Here is a 14,102-nt window from a genome sequence, read left to right as displayed (position 1 = left end):
AGAAAAGAAAGGAAAGCTATGGGATTATTTGATAAGAAAATCTGTGATATCTGCGGAGAAAAAATAGGTTTACTGGGAAATCGAAAATTAGATGACGGAAATCTATGTAAAAACTGTGCCAAAAAATTATCACCATGGTTTGAGGAACGGCGGCACAGTACGGTAGAGGATATAAAACGTCAATTGGAATATCGTGAAAATAACAAAAAGGCAGTAATGGATTTTGGCATAACCCGTCAGATCAGTACCAGAAATTATACTGTTTTCATTGATGATCATAAGAGAAATTTTACTGTTGCACGAAAACTGGATGTCAATGAAAATCCGGATATAGTTCCTTTATCCGCTATTGTACAGTGTAGAGTAGAGGTGGATCGACAACAGATTGAGAAAACCTATACAAAGGATGGAAAGACAGTAAGCTATCAGCCGCCAATATATGACTATGAGTTTGATTATACTATGCGCATTAAGGTTAACACTCCCTGGTTTGACAATATGGATTTTCGTCTGAATACTTTTTCCATAAGCAGTGAAAAGAGAGACGAATTGATGGAAGTGGAACAGACTGGACATCAGATCATTGCGGCTTTGACACAAAATGATGCCGGAATACAGCCTGGAACGAGCATGAACACAGGAATGCAGCCTGGAATGAGCATGAACGCAGGAATGCGTCCTGGAATGAACATGAACCCAGGAATGCAACCTGATAGCGGATCGTGGAGATGCCAGTGTGGTGCAGAGAATGTGGGAAGGTTCTGCGAATATTGTGGTCAGCCAAGACCGTTTTAAGTAATGAAAAACAGAGTGGACATGATTGTTCACTCTGTTCGTGATAATAGGGTTATTGTTCATTCTAAACCAGTGACCAATAATCGGAAAACTCTGAAAATTGACAATTTCTCTAAAAACTATATAATAAAACAGAGCTTTATAGTATACTTGTTATAAAAGTATACAATGAGAGAGGAATTTTCATGACATATAATAAAAAGAGGATGTTGTCGTATGGAGTAATTCTGATAAGCGTGCTTCTGGCTTATTTCTGCAGGCTGGTAAGACCGAAAAATACTTTTGCAAGAAATTTTGCAGACCAGTGCCGCAATTGTATTTACCTGGGGCTGTACTGTGCCTGGGTAATCTATCTGGAAAAGCATGTAGTATATAAAAAAATGCGCAGATGTCTGACTGCAATTGGTTGTCTGATGGTATTCTGGTTCTTTGTAAGAACAGTGAAATTTCATATTTTTCATGAACCTCTTGGAGAACATATATGTTGGTATCTGTATTATATTCCGATGATCTTGATCCCTGTTTTAGGTCTGTCAGCAGCATTGTTTTTTGTTGAAAAAGATGAAGAAAAAACGGTCAGACAAATCATAATTCTTTTGACTGTGGCGGCAGTATTGATCATAAGTGTTTTTACAAATGATTTGCATCAGCTGGTGTTTCGGTTTTCTAAACAGCCTCCATTTTCGGATAGGGATTATAGTTATGGTATTCTTTTTGCAGTGATTCAGGGGTGGATGCTGAGTTGTCTGACAGGAATGGAAATTATTCTGATCAGAAAAAGCAGGATTCCGGGAAAGAAACAGTTTTGGCTGCCAGTCATTCCAGGAATATTGCTTCTGGGATGGAATGTTGGAAATATATTTCATTTGTCTTTCATCCAAACCCTTGCAGGGGATATGACAGCAGTGTGTTGTCTTTTAATGGCAGCAATTTATCAGGGCTGTATAGTATGCGGATTGATACAGACAAACAATCGATATTTTGAATTATTCCAGACTTCAGGAGGGCTAGACGCAGAGATTACAGATGATTCTTTTCAGCGTTATTATCATTCTGGTGATTTTCCCAAGCTTTCTCCTGAAATGCGTACAATGATCATTCACAGATCATCTGTGCAGGAACAGGGAATCCGGATCAACCATATTCCCATAAGGGGAGGACATCTGTTTTGGTCAGAAGATATTTCAATATTGCTGGATCAATATCAGGATATTCGGGAACAGCAGGAAGAACTGACTGCCAGAAACAGACTGCTGCAGAAAACCTATGAGAAAGAAGCGGAGCGAAGAAAAACAGAAGAACAGAATCGGCTGTTAAACATGATACAGAATCAGACTGCCGGACAGCTGGAATTGCTGTCGCAGTTGATGGATGAACTGGAAAGGACGGAATCAAGGGAACGATATGATCTGCTTCTCGGTAAAATTGTAGTTATTGGTACATATTTGAAGCGGAGAAAAAATCTGGTATTGACACAATATACATCAGATGGAAATGTGCTTACTATGGAAGATCTCAGGCAAAGTCTTGCAGAATCCTGTGACAGTTTAAAATTATGCAGGATCCGGGCTGCTTATTATGTGGAAAATGGAGATATTCAGCTGAATGCAGAGGATATACTAAAATGCTATGATACCTTTGAATGGCTTGCAGAACGGCTATCTGATGTGATGCAGTCTATGTTTTACCGTGTGTCGCAGATTGATGATGATCTTCGGATTTCCGTTCACATTGCATCAGAGGCAGATCTGTGCGGCTTAATGTCAGAAAGACCGGACCTTAAAGTGCAGCAGGAAGATGAAAAAGAATGGTTTGTTGGGTGCAGCATATTCAGAAAGAGAGGCGGCAGATGAATAGTTTTGTAGAATGCAGCATAGCAATGCAGAATTTTCTGATGATTCTTCTGGAAATCTGCCTGATTTTGGAACTTATTCTCTTTCTGCTAAGAATCACCTGTTTTTCCGGGAAAAAGAAAGTGATAACGACAATAACTGTTTTTGCAGTTTCTTTTGTTCTTATGGTTTCTTTGATGAATGAGCATAGATATAGTATTGGAGAAAGTGCATATCAGCCAATGCTCCAGGATTATCCGGTCAGTATTTTAGCAGCAGGGATTGTTGCATTGACATTTTATCTTTGTTGGGCAATCTGGAAGGAGAGATACAAATATAATCATTCCTTGTCGTACTGGTCTGTGAATGAAGCTGTGGATGACGTTCCGTGTGGAGTATGCTTTTCGGATTCACTTGGAAGGATCGTTTTGTGTAATACCAAGATGCAGGAATTGTGCAGAATGATGACGGGGGCTTATCTGCAGGATTATGATACATTGCGAAAAGCAATGGACAATGAAATTGTATCAGAAGGGCTTATTAGATTAAGCAGCGACAGTAACGTGTTTTATTTGCCAGATGATTCTGTCTGGATGTTTCAGGAATATCGTCTGCAGGAGCCTGATTGTGCAGGATATCTGCAGACAGTAGCAGTTAATGTGTCAGAAATTTATTATAATAGTGAAAAGATCAGGGCAAACAATAAAAAGCTGGAAATCCTGAATCATAAGCTGGAGGAAATGTACGAAAAAATCGGTGATAAAATCAGAGAGCAGGAAACGCTTGCTATGAAAATGCAGGTCCATGACAATTTTGGGCGAAGTCTTCTGTCAATACGTAGAATATTGGAGAGAAAAGAAAATCAGGACAAAATGGATAAACAATTGTCTGCATTGAAGCATCTGGTTTATATTCTTACCGGTTCTGCCGTAGAGAGTATGGAAAAACTGTATGAGGATACGATTAAGCATGCAGAGGAGCTTGGGATTTCGGTTCAGATCAGCGGAAACTTTCCTTTGTATCCATCTTACAGAGTTCTGGCAGACAGAGCAATCCGTGAATGTGTGACAAACTGTGCCAGACATGCCCACGGCAATGTTGTTTTTGTGAAGATAGACAAATATGCAAATGAATACAACATCCGGATCACCAATGATGGAGATGCGCCTGAAAAAAATGCGGAAGAAGGCGGTGGTTTGTCTGCACTGAGAAAAGCAGCCGAATCAATGAACTGCATAATGCAAATTTCATTTGTCCCTGAGTTTTGTCTGATATTGAAGATGCCGCTGACAGAAAGGATGAGATTGGATGGTACGTGTACTGATAGTAGAAGATCAGAAGATCATGCAGAAGTATTTTGAATATATTCTTATGCAGAATCCGGAATTTCGACATGTTCAGACAATTTCGGATGCCCGTGAAGCTGTAAAAATCTGTGATTATTCAGTAATAGATCTTGTAATCATGGATGTTCAGACATTTCATAATCACGATGGGCTGAGCGCCGGAAAAATGATCAGGGAAAAGTACCCATATACAAAGGTATTGGTTGTTACGTCTTTGATCGATCCCAAGGTGCTGGAAAGAGCAAAAAGCGGATGTGCGGACAGTCTCTGGTATAAAGATCACGGTGAAGAGGATATACGGAGTGTGATTTACAGAACCTTAAATGGTGAGCGTGTATTTCCGGATATAACGCCAAAGGTGGAACTTAACTGGATCACAAGCGGTGATATCAGTCCAAGACAACTGGAGATGCTGCGTTTGTATATTCATGGGATGTCCTATTCGGAGATTGCAAGGAAAATGGATTGTTCGACTTCCGGGGTAAGGTGGAATTTTCAGGAAATGATTGCCAAGGCAGGATATAGCTGTAAGGAAGATCTGATAGCAGCTGCGTTGGAAAGTAAATTGATTGTAACCACACTGAAATAGAAAGGCATAGGCATATTCTGACAGGAAGGAGCTGAAAGTATGAAAAAATTTTCTATTGCTGTATGTGTTTGCGCAGTACTGTTTTCTTTTAGTAACTACGGTGAATGTGTGAGAGAAGTATCTGCCCAAACTTCTGGGGCAGAAGAGAATCTGGCAATTTTGCAAGACATTATCAGAGAAAATGAATGCCAGGCTGGAATGGCATTTCTGGGCTACACTTATGAAAATGCAGATACATCAGAGATACTTGAATATACCAGGCAGGAAGAATTGGCTGCGGCTTATCCTTTTTTGCAGGATGGAACTGTTGTTGATGCAGGAGGTTATGAAATCTATGCTATTGTTCCAGGACTTGATTGTAAGATCAGTATTTATCCGACTCAGGTTACGGAAGAAGGGGAATATTTGGAAGATCTGAACAATCCATGGTATATGGGGCAGGAAAATGAAGTCATTATCCTGCGCTGCAATATGAGCGAGATTTTTTCCAATGTAATGGTTTCTGTGCAGAAGCAAAATATGAGTGTGCAATACCATCCTATGGTATCGCTAAAGGATGGACACCTTGCAGCGGAAGCCTACTGCTATGATTTTTCAATATATTATGATTGGGATGAGTATCAATTAGAGTATGATTATTCATTGGATATAAATATTGCCAGGGACTTGATTGCGCAAACAGACGAAGTTAGTTATTACCTTGGTCTTGGAATGTCCCTGTGGTATACCGGTACGGAGGAGTATATTGAGGGAAGAAACTGTCCGGTATTTGTTATAGGGACAGATCATGAGGAACATTTTACAAAAGAAAAATATTATGCGGCAGGAGATAATGTGGTTTATTATTACGATCCGTTAGGCGATGCGTGGCTTTTGCTGGGAGCTGGCTGACAGACGGATTTTGGTATATGCTGACAGAAGATTCATCAGGGCGTGCAGATTACAGGAATGATTTTTTAAACAGGCTTTAGTATATAACAGAGATTGATTAATTGGGGAAAGAGGAAACAGACATGAATGATTTTTTAACAGAAAAGAATAAAAAAACAGGAGTGTTAGGAAAACTGAAATGGGTTCTTTGTGGCTTCTGTATACTTTTTACTCTGGGAGCTATTGGCGCAGCAGAGAAATATATTGGTGAAGGACGCTGGGGAATGGCAGCAACGGAGATTATACTGGGATTGTTATTTTTGTATCCCACCTTCCGGGAAATCCAGAAAGCATTGAAGAAGAAAAAAGCCAGAGAAATAGCCTGTTGGTTTGAATCTTATGCCCAGAGCACGCTCTCATTTGAGAAGTTTGAGACTGAGATGGGAAAAGATGCTGTAAGGAAATTGGAAAAAATGATTGCCAAAGGGTATATTCGAAATATTCAGATAGACAGAGAAGAAAATTATATATTGATTACTGCACCAAACAGACGTGTGAATGAGAAGATTTATATTACAGTTACCTGTCCCAGCTGCGGTGCAAAGAATCAGATAATAAAAGGCCGCCTGTGCAACTGTGAATATTGCGGACAGCGTCTCACTTCCTGACAGCAGATGCGAATTATTACACAAGGGGCTGCCTGTTTTCCGGCAGCCCCAATGTTAGATTGTCACTTGTTAAGTTGGTTGAACCGCTGTATACGGAACCGTACGGTGGCGTGATAGCACGGATTACGAATGCGGTCGGCAGCTGTGGGAGCGTCATAGGCGCGGAACAGCTGACTTTCATATGTGATGTAGCCGGTAGGCGACATGTTCGTTTAGCGGCAAAGAAGAATATTTAAAAGCTGTGAAATTGTCTGATTTAGTACAGGATGCCTGAGGTAAGGGGCAATCTGGTTCATAGGAGCCAGCACAAAGTCACGATTCTGCATATCCGGATGGGGGATGTGAAGATCTGCAGTATCAATGATTTCCTGATCATAAAAGAGAATATCCAGATCCAGAGTACGAGGACCCCAGTGAATAATACGTTCCCGGTTTGCCTCCTGTTCCAGCTGATGAAGACGTTCCAGTAATTCTTCCGGTGAAAGAAGGGTACGCATTTTCAAAACTCCATTCAGAAATTCATCCTGATCGGTAACACCATAAGGTTCTGTTACAAGATAATCAGAAACGGCCTCTATCCGGCATCCTTTTGTTTTTTTCAAACCACGTATCCCATTGTCGATGAACAGCTTTTTATCTCCCATATTAGAGCCAAAAGCAATGTATGCAGTATGCCATTTTCTTGTGATTTCCACAGATACGGTTTTCAGTGGAAGACCAACAGGAGCCCAGGGCTTTTCAATTTTCAGTGTGATCTGTTCCAGATCGGAAAGAGAGTCGAGCAGCATCTCTGCAAGATTTTCTGCAAGCGCTTCCAGAAGCTTAAAAGTATGTTTTCTGGTGAAATCTGTAATCATGTGGCTGACTTCCCCGTAATTGATAGAAGCAGACAGATCGTCCGTTAACCCGGCCTGACGTGTGTGGGTAAAGAGGGTGGCAGAAATAACAAATTTTTGTCCAAGTACATTTTCTTCCGGATAGACACCATGGTTGGCAAAAATTTCCAGTTCTTTAATTTCTATTTTATCAAATCTGGTTTCATCCATAACAGTTGTTCCTTTCTGTTGACTATTTACAATTTTGAGGAATTTGAACGCAATCGTTTCGCGACTGCGTTCATGAGCAAGTAGCAAAGCGGATTGCGAATGTCCTCTTTACTCTCAATTACAACCCCAAATTGCTTCTGTCATCTGGATCACGCGTCTGTTCTCCTTGACATCATGAACACGCACAAAAGAACAGCCCTTCATCACACCAATTACACTGGTAGCCAGTGTTCCCTCTACACGCTGGTCTACAGGCAGGTCAAGTGCCAGTCCGATCATCGACTTGCGTGAGGTGCCAAGAAGAACCGGAAAGCCCAGATTCTTAAAAAGCTCCAGATGATTCATAGTTTCCAGATTCATCTCAAATGTTTTTCCAAATCCAACCCCTGGATCGAGAATGATTTTCTCATCTTTGATTCCTGCTTTTCTTGCAAGATTGACACATTCCTGTGTCTCAGAAAGCATATCAATGAGAAAATTGTTATATTCTGTATTGGACTTATTGTGCATGAGACAGCATGCAGCATCATATTTGGCAATTACAGCGCCCATTTCAGAATCATATTTTAATCCCCAGATATCGTTGACCAGATCTGCACCGGCCTGAATCGCACTTTCTGCCACGCTGCTTTTGAAGGTATCTACAGAAATGGGAATGTCAAAACGTTTTCTGACCGCTTCGATAACGGGCAAAACTCTCTGAGCTTCTTCCTCTGCACTGACCGGCGTGTGTCCGGGACGCGTAGACTCCCCGCCAATATCGATAATATCCGCACCATCCGCGATCATGGCTTCTGTATGCCGCAAAGCTTCATCTAAATGATTCCATTTCCCGCCATCGGAAAAAGAATCAGGAGTAATATTTAAAATTCCCATTATATAAGTGTGATTTTGTGTATCAAAAAAACGATTTCCAATTTTCATAAATAGAAACCATCCTTTCTGTTAGATTTTTTAGAAGGCTTAATATTCAATTGTCAGATTTTTTTTCTCAGAAGGCCAGTAACATTCTGAAGCTGCTGAACATGAAAAACAATTTCTGGACTTTTTATCAGCCTTATATAGCAGCATAGCCAACACATTATCAGATCCATCCGTCCTGTGCTGACTGATCGCAGATAATATTTCCTCTTTTTCCTGCTCTGTAAAATGCAGATCTGCCAGAATCTTTCCGGCTATTTCAGCTCCTGCAATGTCATGAGAAATACCCGACAGATATTGCTGCGCACGGCCAATGTCATGAAGAAGAGCAGTGGCATAAATGATTTCCCTGGACAGATTAAGCTTGTTTTCCAGAGAATAAATATACATCAGCCTGGCAACATCCAGAAAGTGTTCCGGCGTATGTCTGCAGAAAATACGATCTTTTTCAAGCTCCTGTATTTTCTTACAGTGCTTTTGATAAAGGGGATGCCGCCAGATTAAAGAAATACGGTTTGTTTCAGAAAAAGAACTGCTCATTTTCCGACCATGGAAAGGAACATTTTCTGCAGCTCCTTATCTTCTTTGAAGGCTCCGCGGGTTACAGTCGTAATTGTTTTGCTTCCTGGCTTTTTAACGCCTCGCATGGTCATGCAGGTGTGTTCTGCTTCCAGCATAACCATAATTCCCTTCGGAGAGAGGGCACGCTCCAGAGCGTCCGCAATCTGTACTGTGAGGCGTTCCTGGATCTGCGGTCTTCTGGCATAAACCTCTACCGTACGTGCCAGCTTGCTTAATCCTGTGACTTTTCCATCGGGAATATAAGCCAGGTGCGCCTTACCATAAAAAGGCATCAGATGATGCTCGCACATAGAGTAAAAAGTAATATCTTTTTCCAATACGATCTCATTATTTTCTACTGGAAACTGCTTCAGTAAATGGGGATCTGCTTCCTGATCGAGACCACCGTAAATTTCCTCGCACATACGTGCAATTCTGTCGGGAGTATCAATCAGTCCCTCCCGGGTAATATCCTCACCGATTCCTTCCAGAAGCAGGCGGATGGCCTGTTCTACTTTTTGTTTGTCAACCATTAAAAATAACCTCCTTTGTATTTGATTGCGGAGACTATCCTTTTTTGATAAAACCGGGGAAGGATTTTCGAATTCGAATATCTGCCTGCTTAATACGCAAAAAAGGATATCTCCAATTGTGATAGAATGTATGTCGAAAACATTCCCTTGAGTCTGTTAAAAAACGTTTCCACAAATCGCAACGTGCGTCTTGTAGAAAATCCCTTTCAGGCAGGCTCTGACACAATATGAGATATCCCTCTTATAGTGCTTGCAACGGGTGCGGATAATATACCGTAAGACGTGCTTTTCGTTTCAATGACAACTCCCCATTCACCGAACACTTGACGCATAAAATCCTATTTTGCATATCATTCATTTCGAAAGTTAGTATATCACGTCTTTTGGGAATAGAAAAGTGTTTTTTCTTAAACAGGTTGCGAAAGGGTAACGTGGATATTATAATAGGAATAGACAAAATTCACTGGAAGGAGTCAGTTTTATGACAGTTAAAGAACGAATCACCGCACTTCGGGAAGTAATGGCAGAGAAGAAAATAGATGCTTATCTTGTTCCCACAGATGATTTTCATGCATCTGAATATGTAGGAGAATACTTTAAGTGCAGAAAATATATTACAGGTTTTACCGGATCTGCCGGCAGAGCAGTCATCATGCAGGATATGGCTGGATTGTGGACAGATGGAAGATATTTCATCCAGGCGGCCGCACAGCTGGAGGGAACGGGTGTAGAGCTTTTTAAAATGGGAGAACCAGATGTTCCCACTGTGCACCAGTTTCTGGAAGAAAAATTAGGCGAGGGAATGTGCCTTGGTTTTGACGGAAGAACCGTCAGCGCCGAAGAAGCAGATGAACTGGCCGAACTTCTTGCAAAAAAAGGAGCCACTCTTCAGACGGATTCTGATCTGGTAGGAGAAATCTGGGAAGATCGTCCGGCACTTTCCTGCGAACCGGTTATGGAACTGGATGTAAAATGGGCAGGCGAATCCCGTGCTGACAAATGTGCAAGAATCCGTAAATCAATGGAAGAGAAAGGTGCAGATGGATTTGTACTGACTTCTCTGGATGACATTGCATGGCTGCTGAATATTCGTGGCGGCGATGTACATTGCTGTCCGGTTGTTCTCTCTTATCTGATAATGACAAAAACAGAAATCAGGCTGTTTGCAAATGAAAAAGCATTTTCGGCTTCAATTCTGGACGCATTATCTAAGGATGGCGTAACCATTCTGCCCTATGACAGCATTTATGAATATGTAAAAACATTTGAGAAAGACATGACAGTTCTTCTTTGTAAAAAGAAAGCCAACTGTCGTCTGGTAAACAGTATTCCGAAGGAAGTAACGATTCTGGATGAAGCCAACCTGACTTTTCTTCCAAAATCAATTAAAAATCCAGTAGAAGTAGAAAATGAACGTATCGCTCATATCAAAGACGGAGTTGCGCTTACCAAATTCATCTGCTGGCTAAAGAAAAATGTTGGCAGAATTACAATGACAGAGTTAAGCGCAGGAGAGAAGCTGTACAGCTTCCGTGCCCAGCAGGAGAACTTTATCGACAACAGCTTTGACCCCATTATTTCTTATGGCATTCATGCTGCAATCAACCATTATTCTGCAACACCAGAGACAGATATTGCCATTGAGCCTGGCAATTTCCTTCTGGCAGACACAGGCGGACACTATTACGAAGGTACTACAGATACCACCCGCACAATTGTTATGGGCTCTGTGAATGACGAGCAGAAGAAATATTTTACCGCTGTTTTACGTGGCATGCTGAACCTTGGAAATGCCAAATTCCGTTATGGCTGTACTGGTGTAAATCTGGATTATCTGGCGCGTGGTCCGTTATGGGAAATGGGACAGGATTTTAATCATGGAACAGGACATGGAGTTGGTTATCTTCTGAATGTTCATGAAGGACCAAACAGCTTCCGCTGGAGAATTATTCAGGGAGATAATGCAGTACTGGAAGAGGGTATGATCACATCAGATGAGCCTGGATACTATGTGGAAAACCAATATGGAATCCGCCACGAAAACCTGCTTGTATGCAAAAAAGCAGAGAAAACCTCATTTGGCCAGTTTATGTGCTTTGAACATCTGACTATGGTACCGTTTGATCTGGATGCTGTTGTTCCCGAGCTGATGACTGTGCAGGAACGGGCACTTCTTAATAATTATCATGCACAGGTATATAAAAAGATTTCTCCATATCTGGAAGAAGAGGAAAAAGAATGGCTGAAAGAAGCTACACGCGAAATCTGAAGCTAATCATTTAAAACAGTAAACAGGGGCATGTATAAAACTGATATGCATCGCCCCTGTTTTATATTTCACAGAAAAAAGCAGCGCCTGCGGGAAGGAGAATAAATGACAATAACTACTTTATGCTATATCGAAAACGATGACAAATATCTGATGCTTCACAGAGTAAAAAAGCAAAATGACATAAATAAAGGCAAATGGATCGGTGTAGGTGGACATACAGAAGATCAGGAATCCCCTGAAGAATGTCTTCTGCGTGAAGTAAAAGAAGAAACAGGACTCACACTTACTTCCTACAAATTTCGTGGCCTGGTAACCTTTATAAACAGCGAATGTGAATCTGAGCTTATGTGTGTATTTACAGCCGATGGATATACCGGGGAACTGATTGAATGCAATGAAGGCGAACTATGCTGGGTTGATAAGAAAATAGTGCCAGAGCTTCCTACATGGGAAGGTGATAAAGTTTTTCTGAACCTGCTTCTTTCAGAGGAAAAACGTTTTTTCTCTGTTAAACTACAATATGAGGGAGAGCTGCTTGTAAATACGGAAATTCGCTTATACTAAATGAAAATTAATATAACAGAAAGAAGAAACAAATATGTTAAAATAAAACAGAAACTTGCAGAAAACCTTTGCAAAAAGGACTTCATCGACCGTACAAGGAGGTTATACATGAATAAAATAAAACTTTTTGCTGGAGCACTGACGTTCATGACAACCATAGCTCCTCCAATCCATGTATATGCTGCCACAGCCAGTCACGCAGAATTAAATGCAGCTGAAAAGAACATTGATCTTGATAAATCAGTTAATCTGCAGAATTCTATTAACCTTACAGATGAAATAGCAAAAGAAAATCAGGATTCCAATATAATGTTCAGCCCCACAAGCCTTAACTTTGCTCTTGGTATGCTTGCAGAGGGAGCCAAAGGCGAAACGAAAAACGCATTAAATGAATATTTAGGAACCGATGATTTTGCAGCATATGCCAGAAAGTATATGAATGTAATTAAAAACTATAATACAGAAGACGAAAATTATGGTTATACATCGAAATTAAAAATTGCAGATGCTTTATGGGTAAATCGGGGACTGACTCTGCAGGAACAATTTCAAAAAAATGCAGAAGATAATTTTGAAGCAAAGGCTGAAATTCTTGATTTTTCTGATAAAGAAAACACATGCAACACTATTAATGCATGGTGCAATGAAAATACAGATGGGCTGATTCCGGAAATTATGAAACCTGATATGCTTAATGAAAACAGTGAATTGTGTCTCACCAATTCATTGTATTTTGAATCCGGATGGTCCCAGGATTCATGGGATGTTTCTGATGAAAAAGAAAAATTCGGCGATAACGAAGAAACAAAGTACATGACAAGCATCGGTGATAATTACTATGAAAATGATGCGGCAACAGCATTTGAAAAATACTATGCAAATAATCTGAGTTTCATTGGAATTTTGCCGAAAGCAGAAGGAGATTTTACTCTTGATGAGCTGGATATTGAAGGTCTTCTGGAATCAGAACCGGAATACGATGAAGTTAATTGTAAAATGCCTAAGCTGAATTTTGAAACAACCGCTGAGTTAAGTGATATCCTCAGTAGAATAGGACTTGAGAATGTTTTTTCGGACGATGCTGATTTTTCAGGCATTGCAGATAAAGCGGTCCATGTCAGTTCTGTTTTACAGAAAACAAAGCTGGAACTAGACGAAAATGGAACTAAAGCTGCCGCTGTGACTGCAGTGACAATGGAGTGCATGTCTGCAATGGATACGGATCCGATTATAAAAGATGTTGAGTTGACACGGCCATTTGCATTTCTGATCTACGACAGTGCAAATGAGGAAGTGCTGTTTATGGGAAAAGTTCTAACGGTACAGTGACAGAAACTCTTCCATTATGAAAACAATTTAATTAAAAAGTGAAAGAAAATATATTTGATGTATATTATGGCGTACTTGTTATGATAGGACTTTTCAGATTGAGTGTTTTATTGGGCTGCAATATGGAGATTGCTGCGAAAAAATCTAAAAGATTTTTGTAAGATTTTGTAAAAAGTGCTTGACGATTCCTTGCGGCAGTGGTATAGTAAACAAGCTGTCACAAGGAATTGCTTCTGAAATACTGAAAAATAAAATAGTTTTCAGAAAATTCAAATTAACTGTTGACAATCGACTGAACTTATGATAAAGTAATCAAGTCGCTTGAACAGAACGACAGAAACAAACGACTTTATACAGCTTCTTGAAGGTCTGAAAAACTTTTGAAAAAAGTGCTTGACAAGATCTGAAAGATATGATAAAGTAAACAGGCTGTCGCAAAGAGATGACAGACAAACAACCTTGATAACTAAACAGTGAAACACATACGATTCTCGAAAATTCTTAACGAATCATCATTCAAAAGAATAAACTTTTTATAACAGTAATGACGAGAGATAACTAAGCTAGTTGGTTGTCTTGAGTGAATCAAACATTTTATCAGAGAGTTTGATCCTGGCTCAGGATGAACGCTGGCGGCGTGCTTAACACATGCAAGTCGAACGGGAAACATTTCATTGAGGCTTCGGCGGATTTGGTCTGTTTCTAGTGGCGGACGGGTGAGTAACGCGTGGGTAACCTGCCTTATACTGGGGGATAACAGCCAGAAATGGCTGCTA

Annotated in this window: 13 protein-coding genes, 1 rRNA gene and 1 riboswitch; of the genes, 10 read left to right on the top strand and 4 right to left on the bottom strand. The window is 40.4% G+C overall.

All coding sequences use genetic code 11. The annotated features are described in order from the left end of the window. Positions 1-18 precede the first annotated feature (18 nt). The 6 genes from ABHC48_RS15475 (at position 19) to ABHC48_RS15450 (ending at position 6,100) form a co-directional block, all read left to right on the top strand. Positions 19-795: a DUF4428 domain-containing protein gene (locus ABHC48_RS15475; protein ID WP_195700145.1), complete on the top strand. Its 777-nt coding sequence runs from the start codon at positions 19-21 to the stop codon at positions 793-795. Positions 796-980: 185 nt separating this feature from the next. Beyond that, complete coding sequence (locus ABHC48_RS15470) at positions 981-2,648, top strand: histidine kinase N-terminal 7TM domain-containing protein (RefSeq protein WP_195700144.1); 1,668 nt, start codon at positions 981-983, stop codon at positions 2,646-2,648. Continuing rightward, positions 2,645-3,988, top strand: coding sequence for an ATP-binding protein (locus ABHC48_RS15465; protein WP_195700143.1), 1,344 nt, complete (start codon positions 2,645-2,647; stop codon positions 3,986-3,988). The genes ABHC48_RS15470 and ABHC48_RS15465 overlap by 4 nt, the downstream gene beginning before the upstream one ends. Continuing rightward, positions 3,936-4,562 carry a response regulator transcription factor gene (locus tag ABHC48_RS15460; protein ID WP_195700142.1) on the top strand — a complete coding sequence of 209 codons (627 nt, stop codon included), beginning with the start codon at positions 3,936-3,938 and terminating at the stop codon, positions 4,560-4,562. Before ABHC48_RS15465 ends, ABHC48_RS15460 begins: the two co-directional genes overlap by 53 nt. A 39-nt stretch (positions 4,563-4,601) precedes the next feature. After that, positions 4,602-5,453 (top strand): hypothetical protein, encoded by an 852-nt coding sequence (locus ABHC48_RS15455; protein ID WP_195700141.1) that lies wholly within the window; start codon positions 4,602-4,604, stop codon positions 5,451-5,453. A gap of 122 nt (positions 5,454-5,575) precedes the next feature. Beyond that, entirely contained in the window at positions 5,576-6,100 is a 525-nt protein-coding gene (locus ABHC48_RS15450) for a hypothetical protein (RefSeq protein WP_173719453.1), read from the top strand. Between the two features lie 212 nt (positions 6,101-6,312). Here the strand turns inward: ABHC48_RS15450 and folK are convergent, their stop codons facing one another. From folK to folE, 4 genes are all read right to left on the bottom strand, one after another. After that, on the bottom strand, positions 6,313-7,146 hold the full coding sequence (gene folK, locus ABHC48_RS15445; RefSeq protein ID WP_173716184.1) for a 2-amino-4-hydroxy-6-hydroxymethyldihydropteridine diphosphokinase: 834 nt from the start codon (positions 7,144-7,146) through the stop codon (positions 6,313-6,315). A 114-nt stretch (positions 7,147-7,260) separates the two neighbouring features. Next, the gene (folP, locus tag ABHC48_RS15440; RefSeq protein WP_195700140.1) at positions 7,261-8,070 is read right to left on the bottom strand and encodes a dihydropteroate synthase; all 810 of its coding nucleotides are present in this window, start codon (positions 8,068-8,070) and stop codon (positions 7,261-7,263) included. A 39-nt stretch (positions 8,071-8,109) separates the two neighbouring features. After that, the gene (locus ABHC48_RS15435) at positions 8,110-8,607 is read right to left on the bottom strand and encodes an HD domain-containing protein (protein ID WP_195700139.1); all 498 of its coding nucleotides are present in this window, start codon (positions 8,605-8,607) and stop codon (positions 8,110-8,112) included. Next, on the bottom strand, positions 8,604-9,161 hold the full coding sequence (folE, locus tag ABHC48_RS15430) for a GTP cyclohydrolase I FolE (protein WP_187565518.1): 558 nt from the start codon (positions 9,159-9,161) through the stop codon (positions 8,604-8,606). Before folE ends, ABHC48_RS15435 begins: the two co-directional genes overlap by 4 nt. 251 nt (positions 9,162-9,412) lie before the next feature. Next, positions 9,413-9,509: riboswitch (THF riboswitch) on the bottom strand. A 133-nt stretch (positions 9,510-9,642) separates the two neighbouring features. Here folE and ABHC48_RS15425 point away from each other — a divergent pair. The 4 genes from ABHC48_RS15425 to ABHC48_RS15410 all read left to right on the top strand — a co-directional run. Further along, positions 9,643-11,430, top strand: a complete 1,788-nt coding sequence (locus ABHC48_RS15425; protein WP_195700138.1) for an aminopeptidase P family protein — start codon at positions 9,643-9,645, stop codon at positions 11,428-11,430. 105 nt (positions 11,431-11,535) lie between these two features. Beyond that, positions 11,536-11,997, top strand: coding sequence for an 8-oxo-dGTP diphosphatase (locus ABHC48_RS15420; RefSeq protein WP_195379766.1), 462 nt, complete (start codon positions 11,536-11,538; stop codon positions 11,995-11,997). A gap of 108 nt (positions 11,998-12,105) precedes the next feature. After that, positions 12,106-13,326 (top strand): serpin family protein, encoded by a 1,221-nt coding sequence (locus tag ABHC48_RS15415; RefSeq protein WP_195700137.1) that lies wholly within the window; start codon positions 12,106-12,108, stop codon positions 13,324-13,326. 594 nt (positions 13,327-13,920) lie between these two features. Continuing rightward, positions 13,921-14,102: ribosomal RNA gene (locus tag ABHC48_RS15410) — 16S ribosomal RNA — on the top strand; the annotation flags it as partial.

It is taken from the genome of Ruminococcus sp. 1001136sp1 (assembly GCF_039841815.1).
In the GTDB taxonomy this organism is placed as follows: domain Bacteria; phylum Bacillota; class Clostridia; order Lachnospirales; family Lachnospiraceae; genus Blautia_A; species Blautia_A faecis.
Note: the sequence above shows the minus strand (reverse complement) of the source record. Positions and strands in the feature narration are given on the sequence as shown.